At 63.0% G+C, this 20,510-nt stretch carries 19 protein-coding genes and 1 riboswitch; of the genes, 9 read left to right on the top strand and 10 right to left on the bottom strand.

All coding sequences use genetic code 11. From position 1 onward, the window contains the following. Position 1: 1 nt before the first annotated feature. The gene (locus tag Q7V20_RS21095; protein ID WP_304795635.1) at positions 2-232 is read left to right on the top strand and encodes a hypothetical protein; all 231 of its coding nucleotides are present in this window, start codon (positions 2-4) and stop codon (positions 230-232) included. 10 nt (positions 233-242) lie between these two features. Here Q7V20_RS21095 and Q7V20_RS21090 read toward each other — a convergent pair whose 3' ends face one another. Further along, the gene (locus tag Q7V20_RS21090) at positions 243-983 is read right to left on the bottom strand and encodes a YbhB/YbcL family Raf kinase inhibitor-like protein (protein ID WP_304795633.1); all 741 of its coding nucleotides are present in this window, start codon (positions 981-983) and stop codon (positions 243-245) included. A 38-nt stretch (positions 984-1,021) separates the two neighbouring features. Here Q7V20_RS21090 and Q7V20_RS21085 point away from each other — a divergent pair, with 38 nt between their 5' ends. Next, positions 1,022-1,726: a glutathione binding-like protein gene (locus Q7V20_RS21085; RefSeq protein ID WP_304795631.1), complete on the top strand. Its 705-nt coding sequence runs from the start codon at positions 1,022-1,024 to the stop codon at positions 1,724-1,726. On the opposite strand, the gene Q7V20_RS21080 is transcribed toward Q7V20_RS21085, so the two are convergent. Beyond that, entirely contained in the window at positions 1,716-2,882 is a 1,167-nt protein-coding gene (locus Q7V20_RS21080; protein WP_304795629.1) for a D-alanyl-D-alanine carboxypeptidase family protein, read from the bottom strand. The two genes, Q7V20_RS21085 and Q7V20_RS21080, sit on opposite strands and share 11 nt — an antisense overlap. A gap of 125 nt (positions 2,883-3,007) precedes the next feature. Further along, positions 3,008-4,105, bottom strand: coding sequence for an NADH:flavin oxidoreductase/NADH oxidase (locus tag Q7V20_RS21075; protein ID WP_304795627.1), 1,098 nt, complete (start codon positions 4,103-4,105; stop codon positions 3,008-3,010). An 86-nt stretch (positions 4,106-4,191) separates the two neighbouring features. On the opposite strand from Q7V20_RS21075, the gene Q7V20_RS21070 reads away from it, so the two are divergent. Next, a complete protein-coding gene (locus Q7V20_RS21070; RefSeq protein WP_304795625.1) occupies positions 4,192-6,069 on the top strand; it encodes a PAS domain-containing protein in 1,878 nt (625 codons plus the stop codon). 9 nt (positions 6,070-6,078) lie between these two features. On the opposite strand, the gene Q7V20_RS21065 is transcribed toward Q7V20_RS21070, so the two are convergent. Beyond that, positions 6,079-7,656 (bottom strand): methyl-accepting chemotaxis protein, encoded by a 1,578-nt coding sequence (locus Q7V20_RS21065; RefSeq protein ID WP_304795623.1) that lies wholly within the window; start codon positions 7,654-7,656, stop codon positions 6,079-6,081. A gap of 129 nt (positions 7,657-7,785) precedes the next feature. Then, entirely contained in the window at positions 7,786-8,472 is a 687-nt protein-coding gene (locus Q7V20_RS21060; protein ID WP_304795621.1) for a response regulator transcription factor, read from the bottom strand. A gap of 442 nt (positions 8,473-8,914) precedes the next feature. Next, positions 8,915-9,032: riboswitch (guanidine-I (ykkC/yxkD leader) on the top strand. 57 nt (positions 9,033-9,089) lie between these two features. On the opposite strand from Q7V20_RS21060, the gene Q7V20_RS21055 reads away from it, so the two are divergent. The 6 genes from Q7V20_RS21055 (at position 9,090) to uca (ending at position 16,175) form a co-directional block, all read left to right on the top strand. Then, on the top strand, positions 9,090-9,269 hold the full coding sequence (locus Q7V20_RS21055) for a hypothetical protein (protein ID WP_304795620.1): 180 nt from the start codon (positions 9,090-9,092) through the stop codon (positions 9,267-9,269). A 61-nt stretch (positions 9,270-9,330) separates the two neighbouring features. After that, positions 9,331-10,149 carry an ABC transporter permease gene (locus tag Q7V20_RS21050; RefSeq protein WP_304795618.1) on the top strand — a complete coding sequence of 273 codons (819 nt, stop codon included), beginning with the start codon at positions 9,331-9,333 and terminating at the stop codon, positions 10,147-10,149. Between the two features lie 4 nt (positions 10,150-10,153). Further along, positions 10,154-11,029, top strand: coding sequence for an ABC transporter ATP-binding protein (locus Q7V20_RS21045; protein WP_304795616.1), 876 nt, complete (start codon positions 10,154-10,156; stop codon positions 11,027-11,029). A 140-nt stretch (positions 11,030-11,169) separates the two neighbouring features. After that, on the top strand, positions 11,170-11,868 hold the full coding sequence (locus Q7V20_RS21040) for an urea amidolyase associated protein UAAP1 (protein ID WP_370652541.1): 699 nt from the start codon (positions 11,170-11,172) through the stop codon (positions 11,866-11,868). A 13-nt stretch (positions 11,869-11,881) separates the two neighbouring features. Continuing rightward, positions 11,882-12,529 carry an urea amidolyase associated protein UAAP2 gene (locus Q7V20_RS21035; protein WP_304795613.1) on the top strand — a complete coding sequence of 216 codons (648 nt, stop codon included), beginning with the start codon at positions 11,882-11,884 and terminating at the stop codon, positions 12,527-12,529. 7 nt (positions 12,530-12,536) lie between these two features. After that, entirely contained in the window at positions 12,537-16,175 is a 3,639-nt protein-coding gene (gene uca / locus Q7V20_RS21030; protein WP_370652536.1) for an urea carboxylase, read from the top strand. Positions 16,176-16,261: 86 nt separating this feature from the next. Here the strand turns inward: uca and Q7V20_RS21025 are convergent, their stop codons facing one another. The 5 genes from Q7V20_RS21025 to Q7V20_RS21005 are packed head-to-tail and all read right to left on the bottom strand — an operon-like array spanning position 16,262 to position 20,465. After that, positions 16,262-17,257, bottom strand: coding sequence for an acyltransferase domain-containing protein (locus tag Q7V20_RS21025; protein WP_304795611.1), 996 nt, complete (start codon positions 17,255-17,257; stop codon positions 16,262-16,264). Then, positions 17,215-17,967 carry a 4'-phosphopantetheinyl transferase superfamily protein gene (locus tag Q7V20_RS21020; protein ID WP_304795609.1) on the bottom strand — a complete coding sequence of 251 codons (753 nt, stop codon included), beginning with the start codon at positions 17,965-17,967 and terminating at the stop codon, positions 17,215-17,217. Before Q7V20_RS21020 ends, Q7V20_RS21025 begins: the two co-directional genes overlap by 43 nt. Continuing rightward, positions 17,957-18,754: a thioesterase II family protein gene (locus Q7V20_RS21015; RefSeq protein ID WP_304795607.1), complete on the bottom strand. Its 798-nt coding sequence runs from the start codon at positions 18,752-18,754 to the stop codon at positions 17,957-17,959. Before Q7V20_RS21015 ends, Q7V20_RS21020 begins: the two co-directional genes overlap by 11 nt. Further along, complete coding sequence (fabD, locus tag Q7V20_RS21010) at positions 18,751-19,617, bottom strand: ACP S-malonyltransferase (RefSeq protein ID WP_304795605.1); 867 nt, start codon at positions 19,615-19,617, stop codon at positions 18,751-18,753. The genes Q7V20_RS21015 and fabD overlap by 4 nt, the downstream gene beginning before the upstream one ends. Then, positions 19,614-20,465: a class I SAM-dependent methyltransferase gene (locus Q7V20_RS21005; RefSeq protein ID WP_304795603.1), complete on the bottom strand. Its 852-nt coding sequence runs from the start codon at positions 20,463-20,465 to the stop codon at positions 19,614-19,616. Before Q7V20_RS21005 ends, fabD begins: the two co-directional genes overlap by 4 nt. Between the last annotated feature and the right edge of the window lie 45 nt (positions 20,466-20,510).

Below are 20,510 nucleotides of genomic sequence, written 5' to 3'. Positions count from 1 at the left end.
CATGACGCACACCATTGCTGCCACTGAACGACTCAGGGCGAACGAAGCGGTCGAACGAATGGCACGGGCGGCCCACCATGTGGTCGACCATGCAGCGGCGAGGGCCGAGGCCTTGGGCGAAACACGCGACGCCTGGGTCAGTTTCGCCGGCCAACACATCCGGAATCGACCGCTGAGCAGTGTGCTGCTCGCCGCTGTCGCAGGCTTGTTGATCGGCCGCCTTCTGCGCTGAGCAGCGCGCCTTAAACAGCCAGAGGCCCGACAGGCACCGTTGAAGCCTGGGTTTGCTCGATCTTTTGAGAGCCATCCGGGCGCTCGTACGTGCCGATCAGGCAACCACTGGCCAGGGCATGGGCTTGCAATGTCTCCAGCACTTCTTCCCGACCCGGCTTGGCGGACCATGCTGGCAGCGTCGAGAGTGCAAACAACTGGAACGCGTAGCGGTGCACCCCATGCCCGGGCGGCGGATCGGGCGGCAGCCACTGAGCTTGCAGGAGGGAGTTGAGTCCGCACACCCATTCCGGCAGATGGCCCTCGTGCGCATCCAGCGCGCCCTCTCGCAAGGCACCATCGCCTGGCGGCAGGCCAACCACGATGGCGTGCACCCAAGGCTGCGGGGTGGGCGAATCAGCGTCCTCCACGATCAACACGGCCGATTGGGCTTGTGGCGGCAGGCCGCGCCATTGCAGCGAAGGCGAGGTGCCCGCCCCATCGGCCGTGTACAGCACCGGCAAAGGCGCGTGGTCATGAAATGCCAGGCTGGACACCGTGATGGCCGCCATGCCCGAGCGCAATGGCACCTTGTTGAAGGCCAGCTTGTCCAAGCCAGCGCGCTGGTCGTGCAGGACGTGGCCAATCACATCGGGCAGTTTTTCAAGCATGTCGTGGATCCCCAGGTTCATCAAGCCGGGCGAGCGTGCCCAACAGCATCGAGCAATCGGCGCGCCCGCCGAGTATCCCCAGCCAGCTTGGGTGATCTCCATGGCGGGCACACTGGCGAAAGCACATCACGAGGCCCGACATGATCGACCTTTACTACTGGACCACGCCCAACGGCCACAAGATCACCCTGTTCCTGGAAGAGGCTCAGGTGCCTTACCAGATCAAGCCCATCCACATCGGCAAGGGTGAGCAGTTCGCGCCTGATTTCTTGCGCATTGCGCCCAACAACCGCATCCCCGCCATCGTGGACCATGCGCCAAAAGATGGTGGCGAGCCGCTGCCCTTGTTTGAATCGGGCGCCATCTTGCTGTACCTCGCGGACAAGACCGGCCAGTTCATCGCGCAAAGCCTGCGCGGCCGTCATGACACGCTGCAATGGCTGTTCTGGCAGATGGGCGGGCTGGGGCCGATGGCCGGGCAGAACCACCATTTCAGCCAGTACGCGCCTGAAAAACTACCCTATGCCATCGAGCGCTACGTGAAGGAAACCGCGCGCCTGTACGCCGTGATGGACAAGCGCCTGGCCGATCGCGAGTTCCTGGCGGGCGAGTATTCCATCGCCGACATGGCCAGCTACCCCTGGGTGGTGCCGCATGAGCGCCAGCGGCAGGATTTGAACGACTTCCCCAATGTGAAGCGTTGGTTCGAGGCCATCAAGGCCCGGCCAGCCACGGTGCGGGCCTATGCCAAGGCCGCCGAGGTGAACCCTGGCGAGAAGCCCTCGGTGAACGAGGAGTCACGCCAGCACCTGTTTGGGCAGGACGCCAGCACCGTCAGGCGCTGAAGAACTCCATGAAGCGCTGCCACAGGCGCTTGAAGAAGCCCGCCTGATCAACAGGCTCCAGCGCCACCAGTTCTTGCTCGCCGTAGCTCTGGCCATCCAGCGAGATCACCACCTTGCCCAGCACCGCGCCCTTGGCGATCGGGGCGGTGATGCCAGGCGTGATCTGGATGTCCGTCTTCACGTTGGCCGCCTGGCCACGCGGGATGGTCGCCACCATGGGCGCGGTCAGGCCCACGTTGACCAGGTCCACCTTGCCGAAACGCACCTTGGGCGTGGCCAGGGACACGTTCGCGGCCACGGGCCTGACGTCTTCAAACGAACCAAAGCCCCAGTTGAACAGCGCGCGCGTCTGGTCAGCACGGGCCTGCATGCTCTTGGCGCCCATGATCACCGAGATCAAACGCATGTCATTGCGCTTGCTGGAGGCGGTCAGGCAGAAGCCCGCTTCGGCGGTGTGGCCTGTCTTCAAGCCATCGACCGACGAGTCGGTGTACAGCAGCGCATTGCGGTTGCCCTGCTTGATGCCGTTGTACTTGAACTCCTTCTCGGAGTAGATCTTGTAGTAGTCGGAGCTGTCGCGGATGATGGCGCGTGCCAGCAGGGCCAAATCGTGCGCCGATGCGCGGTGCTTGGGATCAGGCAGGCCGGTGGCGTTGGCGAAGTAGGTGTTCTTCATGCCCAGGCGCTGGGCTTCCTGGTTCATCATGACGGCGAACGAGGCTTCGCTGCCGGCCATGTGCTCGGCGATCGCCTTGGAGGCATCGTTGCCTGACTGCACGATGATGCCGCGCAGGATGTCGATGACCGTGGCCGAGCCGTGCACCGGCAGGTACATGCAGGATTCGGCGTTGGTGCCGCGGCACCAGGCGTTTTCGCTGACGCTGACCATGTCGGTGGGCTTGAGTCGCCCGGCCTTCAAGGCTTGCTCGACGATGTAGCTGGTCATCATCTTGGTCAGCGAGGCGGGCGGCAGAGCCTGCTCGGCGTTGACTTGCGACAGGATGCGGCCCGATTCGAAGTCCATCACCACGTAGGCGGTGTTCTCCAACGTGGGGGCGGGCGCGATGGCGATCGCGGCGGAAGCCGAGGCAGAAAAGCAGGCGGTCAGCACCGCGAGTGCCATGTGCCAGCGGGGCTTGGCTGAACCAATGTTCATGGGGATCCTTGTTGTTTGTGTACCGAAGCTGGCGCCAGGCGCAGCAGCGCGAAACCCGTCAGCCTACCCGAAGATGCGGCAGGTGCGGGAGGTTAAGAAGTGCAAAGCGCGAGGTGCCAGGGTGCTCAAGCCTTGAACAGGTTCTTGAACTCGCGTGGCTGCGAGCGCAGGTACTGGGGCGGTGCCGTGACCTGCGCGCCCAATTTGGCGGCGGCATGCCATGGCCAGCGTGGATCGTAGAGCATGGCACGCGCCAAGCCAATGGCGTCTGCCTCGCCCTTGGCCAGGATGGCTTCGGCCTGCTCTGGCTCGGTGATCAAACCCACAGCGATGGTGGGCAGCCCCACTTCGGCCTTGATGCGCTGGGCATGAGGCACCTGGTAGCCCGGGCCCAGCTTGATGTCCTGCGCCGGCGACACGCCACCCGAGCTGACGTGGATGGCGGCGCAACCACGCGCTTTCAGGGCGTGGGTGAAGGCGATGCTGCCCTCGATGTCCCACCCTCCGGGCACCCAGTCGGTGGCGGAAATGCGTGCCCACACGGGCTTGTCGGCAGGAAAGACCGCGCGCACGGCTTCGAACACTTCCAAAGGAAAACGCATGCGGTTCTCCAGGCCGCCGCCGTACTGGTCCTGCCGGTGATTGGCCAGCGGCGACAAAAACTGGTGCAGCAGGTAGCCGTGCGCGGCATGGACCTCGATGCCGTCGATGCCCAGGCGCGCAGCGCGTTGGGCGGCCTTGGCGAAGTCGTCCCTCACGCGGGCCAGGCCGCCGACGTCCAGGGCATGGGGCGCGACTTCGCCTTCAGCGTGCGGCACGGCCGAGGGCGCCTCGGTCTGCCAGCCGGTGGGCTGGTCGGGGCGAATCTGCTGGCCGCCTTCCCAGGGCACCTTGGTCGAAGCCTTGCGGCCAGCGTGGGCCAACTGGATGCCAATGGCAATGGGCGAGTGGGCACGCACCGCCTGCAGAACACGGGCCAGGCCTGCCTCGTTTTCGTCCGAATACAGGCCCAGGTCTTGGGGCGAAATGCGAGCCTCGGGCGACACACCCGTGGCCTCAATGATCAACAGGCCCGCCCCTGACAGGGCAAGGTGCCCCAGGTGGATCATGTGCCAGTCACCCGGCGTGCCGTTGGTGGCCGAGTACTGGCACATGGGCGCGATGACGATGCGGTTGGGCAAATGCAGACCGCCCATTTGCCAGGATTCAAACAATTTGCTCATGACCAGTTTTCCCTCATGCCCAAAGCCCTTGTCGGCGATCATTATGGGTTGATGCCAGGCCCCTGGCGCTCCATGGAAGATCCAAGATGGCCACCAAGATCAGCAGCACACCGCAAGACCAAGCCCACTACATGCAACGGTTGATGGACCACGTGCCATCGATGTTGGCCTACTGGGACCGCGACCTGCGCTGCCATTTTGCCAACCAGGCTTACGCCCGATGGTTCGGGGTCGATCCCAAGGCCTTGTTGGGCACGTCGATCAAGGACCTGCTCGGCCCCCGCTTGTTCTCATTGAACCAGCCTCACATCGAGGCCGTGCTGCGGGGGGAAGAACAGACCTTTGAGCGGCTCATTCCCGGCCCAGACCAGGTTCAACGCCACAGCCTGGCCAATTACGTGCCAGACTGGCTGGACGGTGAGGTCGTCGGGTTCATGGTGCAAGTCACCGAAATCACCCAACTCAAGGTAGCCCAGACCGCCCAGCAACACAGCGAGCGGAAATTTCGCGCGCTGTCCGAATCCTTGCCACTGGGCGTTTACCACGCCGATGCGTCAGGCTCCTTGACCTACACCAACGCGCGTTGGCAAGACATTCATGGACTGGCGCCCAGCGACGGCCTCGGTCAGGGCTGGCTTGAGGCACTGCACCCGGACGATCGGAACCAGGTGGTGCGGGCCTGGCAAACCATGGTCGAAGCAGGGACCACGCTTGACATCGAATTTCGCGTGTTGCGGCCCGATGGCACCTTGCGGTTGGTGCGATCCCTGGCGCAGGGCGTGCAAGGTGACACCGGGTTGACCAATGGCTTTGTGGGTGCCCTTGAAGACGTGACCGAACAGCGCCTTTCAGAGCAACGCCTGCGCGCCAGCGAAGCTCTCCTGAAAAAGACCGGGCACGTGGCGGGCGTTGGCGGCTGGAAAGTCAATTTGCGCAACAAGCAAGTGATCTGGTCTGAGCAAACGCGAAAGATCCACGAGGTGGGTCCTGACTACCAGCCCAACGTGAAAGATGGCATCAGCTTTTATGCCCCGGAGGCACGGCCCGTGGTGGAACATGCCGTTCGCAAAGCCATTGAGTTGGGCGAGCCGTGGGACCTCGAGTTGCCGTTCATCAGCGCCAAGGGCAGGCACCTGTGGGTGCGCACTTTCGGTGAGGTCGAGTTCGAGGACGGTGTTCCGGTGCGGCTGATCGGCGCTTTCCAGGACATCACCCACCACCGCCAACAACGCATCGACCTTCAGCGCGAGCAGGCCTTGCGCGCCCAGAGCGAGTTGCATGCGCAAGAGCTGGACAAGCTGCTGCACGAGCGCGGCGAAATGCTCGATGTGCTGGCCCATGAAGTGCGGCAACCACTCAACAACGCTTCTGCGGCCTTGCAAAGTGCGGCGCAGGCGCTCTCGGAGATGGGTGAAGAGATCGCCTCCATTCGCCTGACGCGCGCTCAAACCGTGATGGGCCAGGTGCTGGCCAGCATCGACAACACCCTGGCGGTGGCCTCATTGTTGGCTCGCCCCGATCCCATCCAGCGCGTGGACACGGACATCGACGTGTTGCTGGCGGTCGCCATCGCCGACATGCCAGCGGCGCAAGGGGCACGGGTCCGCATTGAGCGGCTCACCAGCACCCGCACCGCCTCGATGGACATGAGCTTGATGCGGCTGGCGCTGCGCAACCTGCTCTCCAACGCCTTGAAGCACAGCCCGGCAGACAGCGAAGTGCTGATCCGGGTTGAAGACCTGGACGAGCCACCGGCCTTGGTGATCGAGGTGATCGATGCCGGCCAAGGCATCAAGCCCAGCCTGGTGCCGCTGCTCTTTCAACGTGGCATTTCAAGTGCCACTCAAAGCCTGGGCCTGGGCCTGTACATCGTTCGCCGGGTCATGGAGCTGCATGGCGGCCATGTTGAACTGGCCAGCAATGTCCCGACCGGCGTCACCATGCGCATGGTGATCAATCAATGAAGGACGCGATCAAGCCGCGCCAGCATTGAGCTTGAAGGCGCTCATGGTGTCGACCAGCCGCCCTGCTTGCTGGCTCAAGCTCTCAGCCGCTGCGGCACTTTCTTCCACCAAGGCGGCATTTTGCTGGGTGACTTGATCAAGCTGGCCCACGGCATCGCTGACCTGGTTGATGCCCTGGAACTGCTCCTGCGTGGCCGAGCTCATCTCGGCGATCAGGTCATTCACGCGCTTGACCTGAATCACGATGTCGCTCATGGACTGACCAGCCTGGCCCACCAGATCGCTGCCCGCGGTCACCTTCTCGACGCTGTCGGTGATCAGGCCCTTGATCTCCTTGGCGGCGGCCGCTGAACGCTGGGCCAGGCTTCGAACTTCACTGGCCACCACGGCAAAGCCTCGACCTTGCTCTCCGGCACGGGCGGCTTCGACGGCCGCGTTCAACGCCAGGATGTTGGTCTGGAAGGCGATGCCATCGATCACGCCAATGATGTCGACCACCTTTTTGCTCGAAGCAGAGATGCCGTTCATGGTGTCCACCACCTGATCAACCACCTGCCCACCTTGCACCGCCGCCGCGCTGGCCGCACCAGCCAGTTGCGTGGCCTGACGGGCGGTTTCGGCATTGTTCTTCACGGTGGCGGTCAGTTGCTCCATCGACGCGGCGGTCTGCTGCAGGTTGCTGGCTTGCTCTTCCGTGCGTTGGCTCAGATCAGCGTTGCCCGTGGCGATCTGCACCGAACCGGTTGCAATCGAATCCGAAGCCTGGCGCACTTGGCTGACCACCTCGGACAGGCTTTGCTGCATGGCCCCCAGGTAGGCAAACACGCTGCCCGCGGGCGCATCAGCCGCGCCTTTGAGTTCGAGCAAATTGCCCGAGGCCACTTGTTGGGCGGCGGCGCCCAACTGGCCGGGTTCTGCACCGAGGGCGCGGGTGATGCTGCGGCCGATGACGATGCCTGCCAAGGCAGCGAAGATGAAGGCCGCTGCGCAGCTGATCATCAAGATGAGGCGTTGCGTGGCCTGCTCTGCTTCAGCAGTGGTCATGATCTCTTGAGCCCGGCCGACCGTGTAGTCCTGGTAGTCAGCTGAGGCCTTGACCAAAGCGGCCAACAAGGGACGGCATTCGTCGTCCATTTTGACGATGGCCTGTTCTTTTTTCCCATGGAGTGCCAGATCGACAATGTCGAGGGCCACGGGCGCGTAAGCGCGTTCAATCCGGCTGATCTCCGAAATGAGGCTGCGGGCCTTCTCGGGCACATCGGGCGCCTGGGCCATCTTGGTCAATTGGGCCAAGGCGTCTGCGGCATCGGCATGGGCTTTGGTCACCAGTGCTTTTTCAGACTCCAGGTCGGCGGGTTTGCTCACCAACACCAGGTTTCGGGCCGCGATGGCCCGCCGGTCAACGGCGTTTGCCAAACTCGCTGCCATCCTGGCGCGGGCATTGATGCCGTTCACGTAGTTGGTGAATCGATCGTTGGAGTCGCCCAGGGCATGCAAAGCGAGGGCGGCGACCAGCAGGACCAGGGCGGCCAAGCCGCCAAACGCCAAGATCAGCTTGGCGCGGACCGTCATGTTGTTGAAATTCATGGCTGCTTTCGACAAATGTGAAATGAACTGCATGCGAACAGACGGTCAAGTTCGCCTGCCTCATGATCATTTATCGTCAGCAATCAATCATTTATGATTTTAGTTACAAACACTTACATATAACGCAGTTCAAATGGCCTGCAGCGGCGCCCTGAACAAGTAACCCACCCTTGATTTCGAGTGCAAGGGCACCGCCATCGGCGTGGCTTTTTCGATGCGGCGCCTTAGTCGATAAATGGTGGCGTTCAGGCCATCGGCCGTGTCGGCCTCTTGGGTCCAACCCAGGCACTGCCGAAGGGTTTCTCGGCTGACCGGCTCCCCATCGGCTTCGACAAAGCACTCCATCACCGTCAGGTCAGCGTCGCTGAGATCAATGTGGGCACCATCTGGCGCCACCAACTGTTTCGCCCGCCGGTCGAATTTCCAATCCGGCTCTGGCTGGCTGGACACGCTGACCCGCCGGTAGACCGCCTGAATGGCCAGCGCCACTTGTTCAAATTTGACGGGCTTGACGAGGTACATGTCCGCCCCGGCACCAATGACCTTCTCGAACACATCCGGGGCCAGGCGACCCGACACCACCAACACGCCGGCCTGCGTGCGCAATCGCAGGACTTTGATCAAGTCCTCGCCATCGATGCCGGGCAGCATCAAGTCCAACACATAGAAATCGTAGGCGTAAGGATCGGCATGAACCAACAACTGGTTGCTGTCACCGAAAACGTCAACCCGAACGCCCTGTTCCTTCAGATATTGCGAAAGGAATTCGGCGTACTCCTTGTCGTCGTCGACCAAGGCGAGGGTTCTGGGAAGCATGGCTCAGCAGTGTAAGCAGTGGAATGGGGGCATTGGATCATGCCAAACCTGTCAAATGACACACCAATGATAGTTTCCCCCTGCGAATCTTGTGGCGATGGATTTCTATTACACGCCCCTCCATGGAAAAAGCAAGTAATTCGTCACGGAAATCCACAATCAATCATTTATTACATATGAAGGTAATAAGTTCGCTGAATATGGCGCAGATAAGGACTGCAATCATTCACGCGAGGTGCGCACCCTGGCACGGCGCAGCCACGAGGCCGCCCGCGAGATCAAGACCCTGATCAGCACCAGCGCCCCAGAGGCTGACTGGTCGCAGAGCTGACAGGCTAACTCACCAACGAATTTGGTTCATCAATCCAATCTGGTGCAAAAAACCTGGCATCAAGCTTGCATAGCCATTCACAGAGAGAAACGACGTCGTCAGTCGTTGACTCGAAAGGGTGGCTAGGGTTCCGGTTTGGTGCAAATCAAATGTCTGGTCCGAGAGCCATCGGCCTGAGTTGGCACATTCACCAACGCAGGCTCCACGGCGGGACAAAAGCCCGGGAGATTCGCTTCGATTGCTGAAGTGTTCTCTCATCGCGTCTTTGTCCCACCTGGAGCCACCCATGCGCCATGTCTTGCCATCTCCAAAGAGTTCAGTGCTCAGCGCCTTGGTTGCGGTCGCCGCGATTGAGGCGCTGACAGCACACTTGCCCGGCACCACGGCGCAGCTGCTCACCCCCTCCCCCGCCCCGCACCAAGACTTCGCCCCTGCGCTGCGCTTTGGCCAGCCCAGCGCGGCCTGAAGCTTGCGGAAGCCTGGACATCACCCCGACTCTTTCCCCAAGCAAACACCAAGGCAAAGCCATGTCGCAAGCCCCCTCTTCCATGCCCCGGCCGCCTGGCCTGTGGGCCATCCGTCAGGCCATCCCCTCGTCCGTTTATTGGACCTTGGCGGGCGTTGGCCTGATCGTGCCTTTGCTGCTGTGGGCCCTGTTGGCCGCCATGGGCACGCTGGACCCGGTCTTCCTGCCCGGCCCCGGCCTGGTGCTGGACCGCGCCAAGGCCTGGTGGGCCGATGGGCTGATGAGCGACATGGGCATCAGCGTGATGCGCGTGGTGGTGGGCTGGGCCTTGTCGGCACTGCTCGCCATCCCGCTGGGCCTGTTCATCGGCACCTGGCGCTCGGTGCAGGCCCTGCTGGAGCCGCTGATGGACTTCGTGCGCTACATGCCCGCCGTGGCCTTTGTGCCGCTGGTGATGGTGTGGGTGGGCATCGATGAAGGTGCCAAGATCGCCATCATCTTCATCGGCACCTTCTTCCAGATGGTGCTGATGGTGGCCGAGGACGTGCGCCGGGTGCCATTGCCGCAGATCGAGGCCGCGCAGACCATGGGCGCCACGCGCATCGAGATCCTGGAAAAGGTGATCGTGCCTTCGGTGAAGCCCGCACTGCTGGACACCTTGCGCATCACCATGGGCTGGGCCTGGACCTACCTGGTGGTGGCCGAACTGGTGGCCGCCAACTCGGGCCTGGGCTACGCCATTTTGAAAGCCCAGCGCTTCTTGCAGACCGACAAGATCTTCGCCGGCATCTTGCTGATCGGCCTGATCGGCCTGCTGATCGACCAGATGTTCCGCCTCGCGCACCGCAAGGCTTTCCCGTGGCTGCACGTCCGAGGTTAAGACCATGAGCACCTTCCCGCCTCCCCTGTCCGTGGGCATTGAATGCCAGGGCTTGTACAAGACCTACCCCGGTGCTTTGAATCCCGCGCTGCAGGATATCAACCTGCACATCGCGCCCAACGAGTTCGTGACCCTGGTGGGCGCCTCAGGTTGCGGCAAGTCCACCCTGCTGCGCACCATTGCCGGGCTGGAAACGCACAGCCAAGGTGCCGTGCGCGTGAACGGCCAGCCCATCCACGGGCCAGGACCAGACCGCGCCATGGTCTTTCAGCACTACAGCCTCTACCCCTGGCTCACGGTGCAGGACAACATCAAGTTCTGCCGCCAGCTCAAGACCCACACGGATGGCCGCACCAGCAACGACGTGGAGAACGCGGCCGGGCGTGCCGACGCCTTGCTGCGTTTGATGGGACTGACGCACGTGGCCAAGTCCTACCCCAGCGAGTTGTCGGGCGGCATGCAGCAGCGCGTGGCCATTGCGCGGGCGCTGATGAGCAAGCCGCCGATCATCCTGATGGACGAGCCCTTCGGAGCGCTGGATGCGCAGACGCGCGAGGTCATGCACGACCTGATCATGCATGTGCACAAGCTGGAGCGCACCACCATCGTCTTCGTCACGCACGACGTGGAAGAGGCCATGTACCTGGGCCACCGCGTGGTGCTGATGGCGCCCCGCCCAGGCCGCATCGATTCGATCCACGCGGTGCCGCTGCCTTTGATCCGTGATCAGGAAATGAAGCTGTCGCCCGAGTTCCTGCAGCTCAAGCGATTGCTGCTCGACCGCATCCGCGAGACCTCGGGCATGAAGACCGACTTCGAGTTGCTGGACCAGTTGTGCAAGTCGGCCCAGGACGTCGCCTCGGGCGCGTCATCCCATTGATGAGCGCATTAATTCAAGAAGAAGGAGCCTTGAGCATGGAAAGCTTCACCGAGATCCCGCCCAACCCCAGCGTGGCCGACCCCGTGGACGTGCCCGCGCTGTGGAGGCGCTTCGCACCCGATCTGGACGAGTCCAAAGTGATGTGGTCCGAGATCGTGCCCGGCGGCGGCCATTGGTCGTATGTGATGCCGCGCGGCAGCAGCCTGCGCATGGTGGCACTGGAAGACGGCGCCAACCTCAGCATGGTGCTGTATTCAGCGCGCGAGAAATTGGAGCGCTACAACATGCCCGATTCGCTCAAGGCCCAGCACACGGCGCACTACGCGCGCGGCCACGTGCTGATGAGCGACATGGGCCGATCACTGGCCAGCATCACGCTGGACACGGTCGGCTGGCACGACCCCATGGGCGGCCTGCTGGATGCCGAGCGATTGAAAAAGCAGTATGGCGAGCGCAGCTTCGACACGCACCGCAACGCCATGTACCGCAGCGGCAAAGATGGCCTGTTGATCGAGATCGGCAAGCACGGCCTGAGCCGCCGCGACCTGATCGCGCCGGTCAACTTCTTCAGCAGGGTCAGCGTCGATGAAGAGGGCTTGTTCCAGTTTGCACCAGGCCACGCCAAGGCTGGCGGCGCCGTGCAACTGCGCTTTGACATGGACACCTTGATCGCCTTCTCGACCGCGCCGCACCCGCTTGATCCATCAAAGGCCTACGCGCCCAAGAAGATCGGCTTGGCCGCCTGGCGCAGCGGCCCCGCCTTGAAAGACGACTTCTGCCGCGCCTACCGCCCCGAGTGCGCCCGCGCCATCCACAACGCCGACATGCTGTACCTCTGAGGACGACCACACCATGACCGCCATCCGCCTCCAGGAAAGCGCCTTGCAAGCCGAGCGCGCCGTGCTGAACCACAAGCTGCCCTCGGGCGAGCCCTACCTGCTGCAGATCAAGCAAGGCCAGACCCTGCGCATCGTCGACCTCGAAGGCAACCAGGCCGTCGACGTGATCTTCTACAACGCGCAAGACCCGGCCGAGCACTACAGCGCCACCGACACCATGCTGTCGCAGGGCGGCATCTACCTGACCACCGGCACCGTGCTGATGAGCAGCGAAGCGCGGCCCATGCTCACCATCGTGGCCGACACCTGCGGCCGCCACGACACCCTGGGCGGCGCCTGCGCCGCCGAGAGCAACACCGTGCGCTACGCCTTGCAGAAGAAGTTCATGCACAGCTGCCGCGACAACTACCTGATCGCCTTGCAGCACGCCGACATCGGCCTGGGCAAACGCGACCTGGTGCCCAACGTCAACTTCTTCATGAACGTGCCAGTCACGCCCGATGGTGGCCTGAAGTTCGAAGACGGCGTCTCGGGCCCCGGCAAGTACGTGGAGCTGCGCGCCGAGATGGACATCCTGATGCTGGTGTCCAACTGCCCGCAGCTCAACAACCCCTGCAATGCCTACAACCCCACACCTGCGCAATTTTTGATCTGGGACTGACCTCATCATGTTCGACACCGTCCTGATCGCCAACCGCGGCGCCATCGCCTGCCGCATCATCCGCACCCTGCGCAAGATGGGCTTGCGCTCGGTCGCCGTTTACTCCGAGGCCGACGCCGACGCGCGCCACGTGGCCATGGCCGATGCCAGCGTGTGCATCGGCCCCGCGTCTGCCGCGCAGAGCTACCTGGATGTGGACCGCATCCTCGCCGCTGCCCGGTCTACCGGCGCCGGTGCCATCCACCCAGGCTATGGCTTCCTGTCAGAGAACCCCGGCTTCGCCGACGCCTGCGAGCAAGCGGGCATCGCCTTCATCGGCCCCACCGGTGGGCAGATGCGCGCCTTTGGTTTGAAGCACACCGCGCGCGAGTTGGCGCAGCAACACGATGTGCCCTTGCTGCCCGGCAGTGATCTGCTGGCCGACGCGGCCGATGCACGGGCGCAAGCCGACCGCATCGGCTATCCCGTGATGCTGAAGAGCACGGCTGGCGGCGGTGGCATCGGCATGCGCCTGGTGCGCAACGAAGCCGAATTGGGTGCGGCCTATGGCGCCGTCGAACGATTGGCGCGGTCTAACTTCAAGGACGCGGGCTTGTTCCTGGAGAAGTTCGTCGAACACGCGCGCCACATCGAAGTACAGTTGTTCGGCGATGGACGCGGCCACGTCGTCGCCTTGGGTGAGCGCGATTGCTCGGCCCAGCGCCGCAACCAGAAGGTCATTGAAGAGACGCCCGCGCCCCACTTGAAACCCGAGACGCGCGATGCGCTGTTGAAAGCCGCCGTGCGCCTGGGCCAGGCTGTGAACTACCGCTCCGCCGGCACGGTGGAATACGTGCTCGATGCCGACACCGGCGCCTTCTACTTCCTCGAAGTCAACACGCGCTTGCAGGTGGAGCACGGCGTGACCGAGCAAGTCACCGGCGTCGACCTGGTCGAATGGATGGTGGGCCTGGCGCGCGGCGATCAACTCAACTTGCAGGCGCCCGAACCCAAAGGCGCCTCGATCCAGGTTCGCCTTTACGCTGAAGACCCTTCACGCAACTTCCAGCCCAGCGCAGGCGTGCTGACCGAGGTGGTCTTCCCCACCGATGTGCGGGTGGACACCTGGGTCGACACCGGCACCGACGTGCCCCCGCATTACGACCCAATGATCGGCAAGCTGATCGTCACCGCAGACACGCGCGAGGAGGCCGTGGCCAAGTTGCAGCAAGCCCTGATGGACACCCGTCTGGCCGGGATCGAAACCAACCTGCGCTACCTGCGCGCCGTCACGACATCCCAGGTCTTTGCCCAAGGCCAAGTCATCACCAAGACCTTGTCGCAACTGGCCTGGCACCCGCACGCTTTTGAAGTGCTGGAACCCGGCGTTCAAACCACCGTGCAAGACTGGCCCGGCCGCCAAGGCCATTGGGACGTGGGCGTGCCCCCTTCCGGCCCGATGGACGACCTGCACCTGCGCCTGGCCAACCAGCTGGTCGGCAACCAGCCTGATGCGGCCGGTCTGGAATGCACGCTGTCCGGCCCCACCTTGCGCTTCCACGATGCCCTGGTGATCGCGCTCAGCGGCGCCCCCATGGCCGCCACGCTTGATGGCATCGCCCTTCCAATCAACCAGGCCGTGAGCGTCAAAGCTGGCCAGACGCTCAAACTCGGCGCCGTGCCCCAAGGCCTGCCCGGCACGCGCAGCTACCTGGCCGTGCAAGGTGGCCTGGATGTGCCCTTGTACCTGGGCAGCCGCAGCACCTTCACCCTCGGGCAGTTTGGCGGCCACGCTGGCCGCACCTTGCGCACTGGCGACCTGCTGCATGTGTGGCCCGTTGACGCCGACACCATCACGCCCCAAGCCCTGCAAGGCAAAGCGCCCGCGCGCACCCAGCAATGGGACATCGGCGTGCTCTACGGCCCGCATGGCGCCCCCGACTTCTTCACGCCCGACGACATCACCACCTTCTTCGCCACCGACTGGCAGGTGCACTACAACTCCAGCCGCACCGGCGTTCGCCTCATCGGCCCCAAACCGCACTGGGCGCGCACCGATGGCGGTGAAGCCGGCCTGCACCCGTCCAACATCCACGACAACGCCTACGCCATTGGCGCCATCGACTTCACGGGCGACATGCCCGTCATCCTCGGCCCCGATGGCCCCAGCCTGGGCGGCTTCGTCTGTCCGGCCGTGGTCGTGGCCGCCGAGCGCTGGAAGCTGGGCCAGCTCAAGCCCGGCGACACCATCCGCTTCAAGGCCTTGAGCGCCGAGCAAGCCCAAGCTTTGCTCCAGGCGCAAGAAGCCTGGTTGGCTGGCACCGGCCCGTTGCCAGCCCTGCCCCAAGGCGTGCCCCCTGATGAGGTCGCCAGCACCCTGTCACCCATCGTCCACCAACGCGCCGCCCAGACCCCCCCGCAGGGCGAACAACCCGCCCTGTGCATCCGCCAGGCCGGCGACCGCTACCTGCTGATCGAGTTCGGCCCCCTGGTGCTGGACCTCACCCTGCGTTTCCGTGTACACGCACTCATGGCCTGGCTGCAAGCGCGCCGCGACGCGGGCGAGTTGCCCGGCATCATCGACATGACGCCCGGCATCCGATCCCTGCAGGTCCACTACGATCCTCGTGTGCTCACCCGCGACACGCTGCTGTCAGCCTTGCGCCAGGCCGACGAACAACTCGGCAGCATTGACGACATCGTCGTGCCCACCCGCACCGTCTGGTTGCCCTTGTCCTGGGACGACAGCGCCACCAAACTGGCCATCGAAAAATACATGCAATCGGTGCGCGCCGACGCGCCCTGGTGTCCCAGCAACATCGAGTTCATCCGCCGCATCAACGGCCTGAACAGCATCGACGATGTGAAACGCATCGTCTTCGACGCCAGCTACCTCGTCATGGGCCTGGGCGATGTCTACCTGGGCGCGCCCGTGGCCACACCATTGGATCCACGCCACCGCCTGGTCACCACCAAGTACAACCCCGCGCGCACCTGGACGCCCGAGAACGCCGTGGGCATTGGCGGTGCCTACATGTGCGTCTACGGCATGGAAGGCCCCGGCGGTTACCAGTTCGTGGGCCGCACCACCCAGATGTGGAACCGCTGGCGCGACGAACGCAGCGGCGCCATGGATTTCGAAGCCGGCAAGCCCTGGCTGCTGCGCTTCTTCGATCAAATCCGCTTCTACCCGGTGGGCGAAGAAGAACTGCTGCAACTGCGCCGCGACTTCCCCGCCGGCCGCTTCAAGCTCAAGATCGAGCATGGCCAGTTCAGCCTGGCCGACTACCAGCGCTTCCTGGCCGATGAAGCGCCCGGCATCGCCGCCTTCAAATCCCAACAGCAAGCGTCTTTTGATGCCGAACGCGAACGTTGGACAGCCAGCGGCCAGGACGGCAGCCTGAGCGAGTTGGACGTCAACCCACCAGCCGACGACCAAGCGCTGCCACCCGGCGCCCGCGCCGTCGCCAGCCCCGTGCCCGGCAGCGTCTGGAAAGTGCTGGTAGCCGAAGGCGATGCGGTGACCGAAGGCCAGACCCTGGCCGTGGTCGAGTCCATGAAGATGGAGTTCCCCGTGCTGGCGCCCGCGGATGGCACCGTGCTGCAGGTGCGCTGCAAGGAGGGCAGTGGCGTCACCGCCGGGCAGGATGTGGTGGTGATGGCCTGAAAGCAGTCGACATGCAGCCGCCAGTGCGGCAGAGGGTGTGCGCTTCGATCACTGACGGCCCAGCACATGCTGAACTGGTGGCGCGGTCAGCAAGGAACAGGCACGAACGTCGGCACGAGCTTTTGAAAGTGACTGACGTCCTGGTCAAACATGGTCATCAAAGGCTGAATCGCCGACGGCGATCCCGGCGGAAGCTGGTACTTGAGGAAGGTGGCCAAGGTGCTGGACGGCCCCACATCCACGTACAAACAGGGCCCGCTTCTTTCAAGCTCGGCCACTGCCGTCTGGAACCGGATCGGCTGCCGCACGGTCTGCCACAGCGTCTCTTCATCCACACTGGACAGGGCCGCCGCAGGGGCGCAGCACACCAGCGGCATGCGCGGCGGCAGCGCCCGCATCCCGCGGACGCAGGCTTTGAATTCAGCCTCAGCCGAATCGATCCAACGGGAATGGAAAGCCCTGGAAACCGACATGCGCTGGTAGGTCTCACCACTGTGCCTCAAGGCACTTTCCACCTCAGGCCAGGCTTCCTGCGGCAATGCCAGCACGAAATGGCCATCGAAGTTGATGGCGGCAATGTCGCTGTTATCCCGCAAGGTTGGCGTGCGGTGGTAAATCGACGGTGAGCCCAACACCGCCACCATCGTGCCCGCTTCACAGCACCGTTCGAAAACCTGTCCCTGGCGAACGGTGAGCTGCAAGGCCTGCTCGGCACTGAGCGAGCCTGCCATCACCGCGGCAGCGAACACCCCCAGGCTCGCGCCCAACACGATATCCGGCATCACCTCGTGATGGACCAGCGTCTCGGCCAGTGACAGCTCGATCATGCAGATCGCCGCTCCAGCCAGCATGGTTTGATCGAATCGATCAGAACGTGACCGTTCACCATGGATCACATCGCGCACGGAATGGCCGAGCAAGTCGGCCAGGATCTCGTCATGGCGGTCCATCCGGTTCCGGAAAACCGCACTACTGCGGTAAAGACTCCGGCCCATCTGGTAATACTGCGAACCTTGCCCGGAAAACAAGAAAACTTTCTTCATGAAGTCACTCCCTGGATGTCGAACCAACGCACCCGGCAATCCAGAGTATCTGCGTGGTCCAATGCGGCGGCCACGGCCAGAAGATGGTCTGGCAATGGCCTTTGTCTGAAAAATCGCCAGTTCTTCGCAGCTTCGATCTCATCGCTGTTGTGCAACAGCCTGGCAGACTGGGGCAGCAGTTGCACGGCGAAGCCATTGAGCGGGATGGACAAGCCCTTGCCGCAAGCCTTGATGTAGGCCTCTTTGACCGTCCACAGTGCGAGAAAGGCTTCTCTCTGCGCCCAGCCATCGAGTAGGCGCAAGGCATCCCATTCGAACGCCGAGAAGTAGTGGCATGCAATGCCCTCCACGTCGGCCTCTCGGTTCACAGTTTCGACATCGAGTCCGACCGCAGGGACGAGCGCCACGGCCAGCGCGATCAGCCCTTCCGTGTGGGAAAGGCTGAAGTGAAGCCCCATGGCCTGGCGGGGCGAGGCAATGTGAGGACGGCCGTGGTCGTTCCTCGCAAACGACAAGGACAGGGGTGGGATGCCCAGGTAGTCCGCGAGCACCTGGCGCACCATGGCCCGTGACACCACGTACTGGTCACGCGGCTTGTCCAGGAGGAATCGGCCAGCTTGCACCCGTTCTGCCGCATCCAGCAATGGCATGCACCACTGGTGCACTGTGGCGTTCATCTCGCTGAAAGGCAAAAGCCAGACGTCGACTTTTCCAGGACGGTCCAGCATCGCCATGCGCTTAGTGGACATCCAGATGCCTCGGATCAAGACCATCGCCGGGCAAAGCCAAGGTTGCCAAATGCCTGGACATGCGATCAAGCAGATCTGGATAGCACTCGCGCAAGAAAAAATGGTGCCCCGGAAACTGATGCTGCTTGAAGGCCACACTGGTGTGCGCCCGCCAGCCTTCCAGGTCCGCGAAAGCGACGAATGGATCGTCCCGACCGCCGAAGGCGGTGATGGGAATAGGCAGCGGCGCCCTGGGGCCAGGCCACCAACCATGCAGGCAGCGCAGGTCGGCCCGCAGGTTCTGCAATGCCCGGCCCATCAGCTCGGGACTGTTCAACACGGCTGCAGGCGTTCCGGACAAGGCATGCAGCCGACGCAGGAGCTCGCCATCACTCAGATCAGGCAATGGGGCGATGCCGCCTGCGGTGGGCAGATCGTGCGGCGCCGCCCGGGCCGACAAGAACAGATGCTTTGGCATGGGGCCACCGGACTGCGCCCAAAGCAATTGGGTCAGCTCGAACGCCACGGTGGCGCCCATGCTGTGCCCGAAGAACACGGTCGGCAATGCACAAAGCCCGCGCACCAATGGCAGTTGTTCGGCCAGCAGGTCTGCGAGCCGCGTGAACGGTGCTTCGCGAAATCGGTAGCCGCGCCCCGGGTACTGGGCGGCCCACAACTCCACGTCCTCCGGAAGGTGGGATCGCCATGGGTGAAAAGCCACGGCATTGCCACCGGCATAGGGGAAGCACAGCAAGCGCCCGCGTGGGCGCTCCACCGCCTTGAGTTTTACCAACGCCACCATGCTCATGTCTTCGTGATGTGCGCCAGCATGCGGGTCAGGACATTACCTGGCCCCATTTCCATGAAATCGAGGGCCCCCTGCGCACGCATGTACTGGATGCTGCTGGACCAATGCACCGAGTGCGTGATCTGCTTGACAAGCATGGTGCGGATCTGCTGAGTGGCATCACCTTCACAGGCATATGGCAGCCCGGTCACATTCGCGATGACCGGCGTCACAGGTGCCTTGAAGCTGTACCCCCACAAGAAATCCTCATAGGCTCGGGCTGCCTTGTCCATGTACCGCGAGTGGAAAGCGGCGCTGACCGGCAAGGTCACCACCGTTTGCGCGCCAGCGGCTTCCAGCAAGGGCCTGGCACGCTCCAGGTCCACGGTCTTGCCCGAGATGACCACCTGCTGCGGTGTGTTGTGGTTGGCGATGTCGATCGCAGACAGCTGGTTGCTCATCAGCACCCCACCGATCTTGTCCACCCCCATGCCCAGCACAGCCGCCATGCCACCGTCACGCGCCTGCGACATCAGCTCACCGCGCTTCTGGACCAGGCGCAAGCCCGTGAGGAAGGAGAAGGACCCCGCTGCCAGCAGGGCGTTGTACTCGCCCAGGCTGTGGCCGGCCAACATGGCGGGCTGCGCACCGTCGGCCCGCGCCTTCCAGTGGTGCAGGGCGTTGACCACGTACAGTGCCGGCTGGGTGTACTGGGTTTCTTTCAAGCGGTTGTCGGGATCCTCCAGGCAAAGCTGGCGGATTGAATAGCCCAGCAGGGCATCGATGTGCGGCTCCAGTTCGCGGAACTCGGCCACGTCATCGAAAAGTCCCTGGCCCATGCCCCGCTTCTGAGCCCCCTGCCCAGGAAAAACATGCGCAATCATCGTGCCCCCTTGAACTTGAACTCATGGACCGCATAGTCCTTCAGGTCGGGCATCAGCACATTCAGCATGAAACCGCTCGCGAAGCGCGGCAACTTCAACAATTCCTTGAATGCGCCGATCTCATGCGCATACTGGTAGGTGGGCACCACCCCCATCAGTTGATAGCCGTTGTCGAGGAATACCTTGCGGGGAACCTCGGGCAGCGTGGCGAAAGAGGCACCCAGCTCCTGGATCAGCTTGTGGATGCTTTTGGAAGCGTATTTGTCGAAAAAGCGGCGGGGCATGAGATCACAGATCACATCATGGTCCGGAAACTTCGCCGTGATCTCGGCAATGGTCTTGGCCACCGCTGGCTGCTCCAGGTACATGATCACCCCCTCGATGATGATCAGAACCGGTTTGTTTCCGTCCAGGAACGCCAGCTTGTCGCTCAACGATTCATTGGCGAAGTTGATGGCAATCCGCGTCAGGGCATTGCTGCACTGGCTGACCGGCAATTTTTCGTTCTTGTGGTCGATGATCTGGGGTTCATCCAGTTCAATCCAGTGGCCGCCCTTCAAGCGATAAGGCCGGGTGTCAAATCCGGCGCCGATGGAAATGATGGTCAGACCGCTGTCCTTTGTCAGGCGCTGTCTCACGGCATCATCAATGATCAGGCACCGGCTGATGTTGTTCACGTTGGACAAGGTCAGGTGCTTGAACTTGTCGAAAATTTTCATGCCCCGTTCATCCATGAAAACTTTCGCGTAGGCGTCGCCACAGAATGAGCGCGCTCTTTGCGCATCCTGCATGCGCACGCCGCAGCAGTAGTAGGCCGTGTCCGATACCGGGTTCATGTTGATGCTCATGTCAGATTTCCTCCATTGATTTGATTGCGTTCGCGTTGGATGGCT

This window comes from Aquabacterium sp., from assembly GCF_030652515.1.
Classification (GTDB): domain Bacteria; phylum Pseudomonadota; class Gammaproteobacteria; order Burkholderiales; family Burkholderiaceae_C; genus Aquabacterium.
Note: the sequence above shows the minus strand (reverse complement) of the source record. Positions and strands in the feature narration are given on the sequence as shown.

Excerpts from the sequence above, each read along its gene's own strand:
- uca (WP_370652536.1), top strand. The coding sequence starts at position 12,537 with ATGTTCGACACCGTCCTGATCGCCAACCGCGGCGCCATCGCCTGCCGC.
- Q7V20_RS21085 (WP_304795631.1), top strand. The coding sequence starts at position 1,022 with ATGATCGACCTTTACTACTGGACCACGCCCAACGGCCACAAGATCACC.
- Q7V20_RS21015 (WP_304795607.1), bottom strand. The coding sequence starts at position 18,754 with ATGAGCATGGTGGCGTTGGTAAAACTCAAGGCGGTGGAGCGCCCACGC.
- Q7V20_RS21040 (WP_370652541.1), top strand. The coding sequence starts at position 11,170 with ATGTGGTCCGAGATCGTGCCCGGCGGCGGCCATTGGTCGTATGTGATG.
- fabD (WP_304795605.1), bottom strand. The coding sequence starts at position 19,617 with ATGATTGCGCATGTTTTTCCTGGGCAGGGGGCTCAGAAGCGGGGCATG.
- Q7V20_RS21050 (WP_304795618.1), top strand. The coding sequence starts at position 9,331 with ATGTCGCAAGCCCCCTCTTCCATGCCCCGGCCGCCTGGCCTGTGGGCC.
- Q7V20_RS21095 (WP_304795635.1), top strand. The coding sequence starts at position 2 with ATGACGCACACCATTGCTGCCACTGAACGACTCAGGGCGAACGAAGCG.
- Q7V20_RS21020 (WP_304795609.1), bottom strand. The coding sequence starts at position 17,967 with ATGTCCACTAAGCGCATGGCGATGCTGGACCGTCCTGGAAAAGTCGAC.
- Q7V20_RS21005 (WP_304795603.1), bottom strand. The coding sequence starts at position 20,465 with ATGAGCATCAACATGAACCCGGTATCGGACACGGCCTACTACTGCTGC.
- Q7V20_RS21035 (WP_304795613.1), top strand. The coding sequence starts at position 11,882 with ATGACCGCCATCCGCCTCCAGGAAAGCGCCTTGCAAGCCGAGCGCGCC.
- Q7V20_RS21060 (WP_304795621.1), bottom strand. The coding sequence starts at position 8,472 with ATGCTTCCCAGAACCCTCGCCTTGGTCGACGACGACAAGGAGTACGCC.
- Q7V20_RS21045 (WP_304795616.1), top strand. The coding sequence starts at position 10,154 with ATGAGCACCTTCCCGCCTCCCCTGTCCGTGGGCATTGAATGCCAGGGC.
- Q7V20_RS21090 (WP_304795633.1), bottom strand. The coding sequence starts at position 983 with ATGGAGATCACCCAAGCTGGCTGGGGATACTCGGCGGGCGCGCCGATT.
- Q7V20_RS21065 (WP_304795623.1), bottom strand. The coding sequence starts at position 7,656 with ATGAATTTCAACAACATGACGGTCCGCGCCAAGCTGATCTTGGCGTTT.
- Q7V20_RS21075 (WP_304795627.1), bottom strand. The coding sequence starts at position 4,105 with ATGAGCAAATTGTTTGAATCCTGGCAAATGGGCGGTCTGCATTTGCCC.
- Q7V20_RS21070 (WP_304795625.1), top strand. The coding sequence starts at position 4,192 with ATGGCCACCAAGATCAGCAGCACACCGCAAGACCAAGCCCACTACATG.
- Q7V20_RS21080 (WP_304795629.1), bottom strand. The coding sequence starts at position 2,882 with ATGAACATTGGTTCAGCCAAGCCCCGCTGGCACATGGCACTCGCGGTG.
- Q7V20_RS21055 (WP_304795620.1), top strand. The coding sequence starts at position 9,090 with ATGCGCCATGTCTTGCCATCTCCAAAGAGTTCAGTGCTCAGCGCCTTG.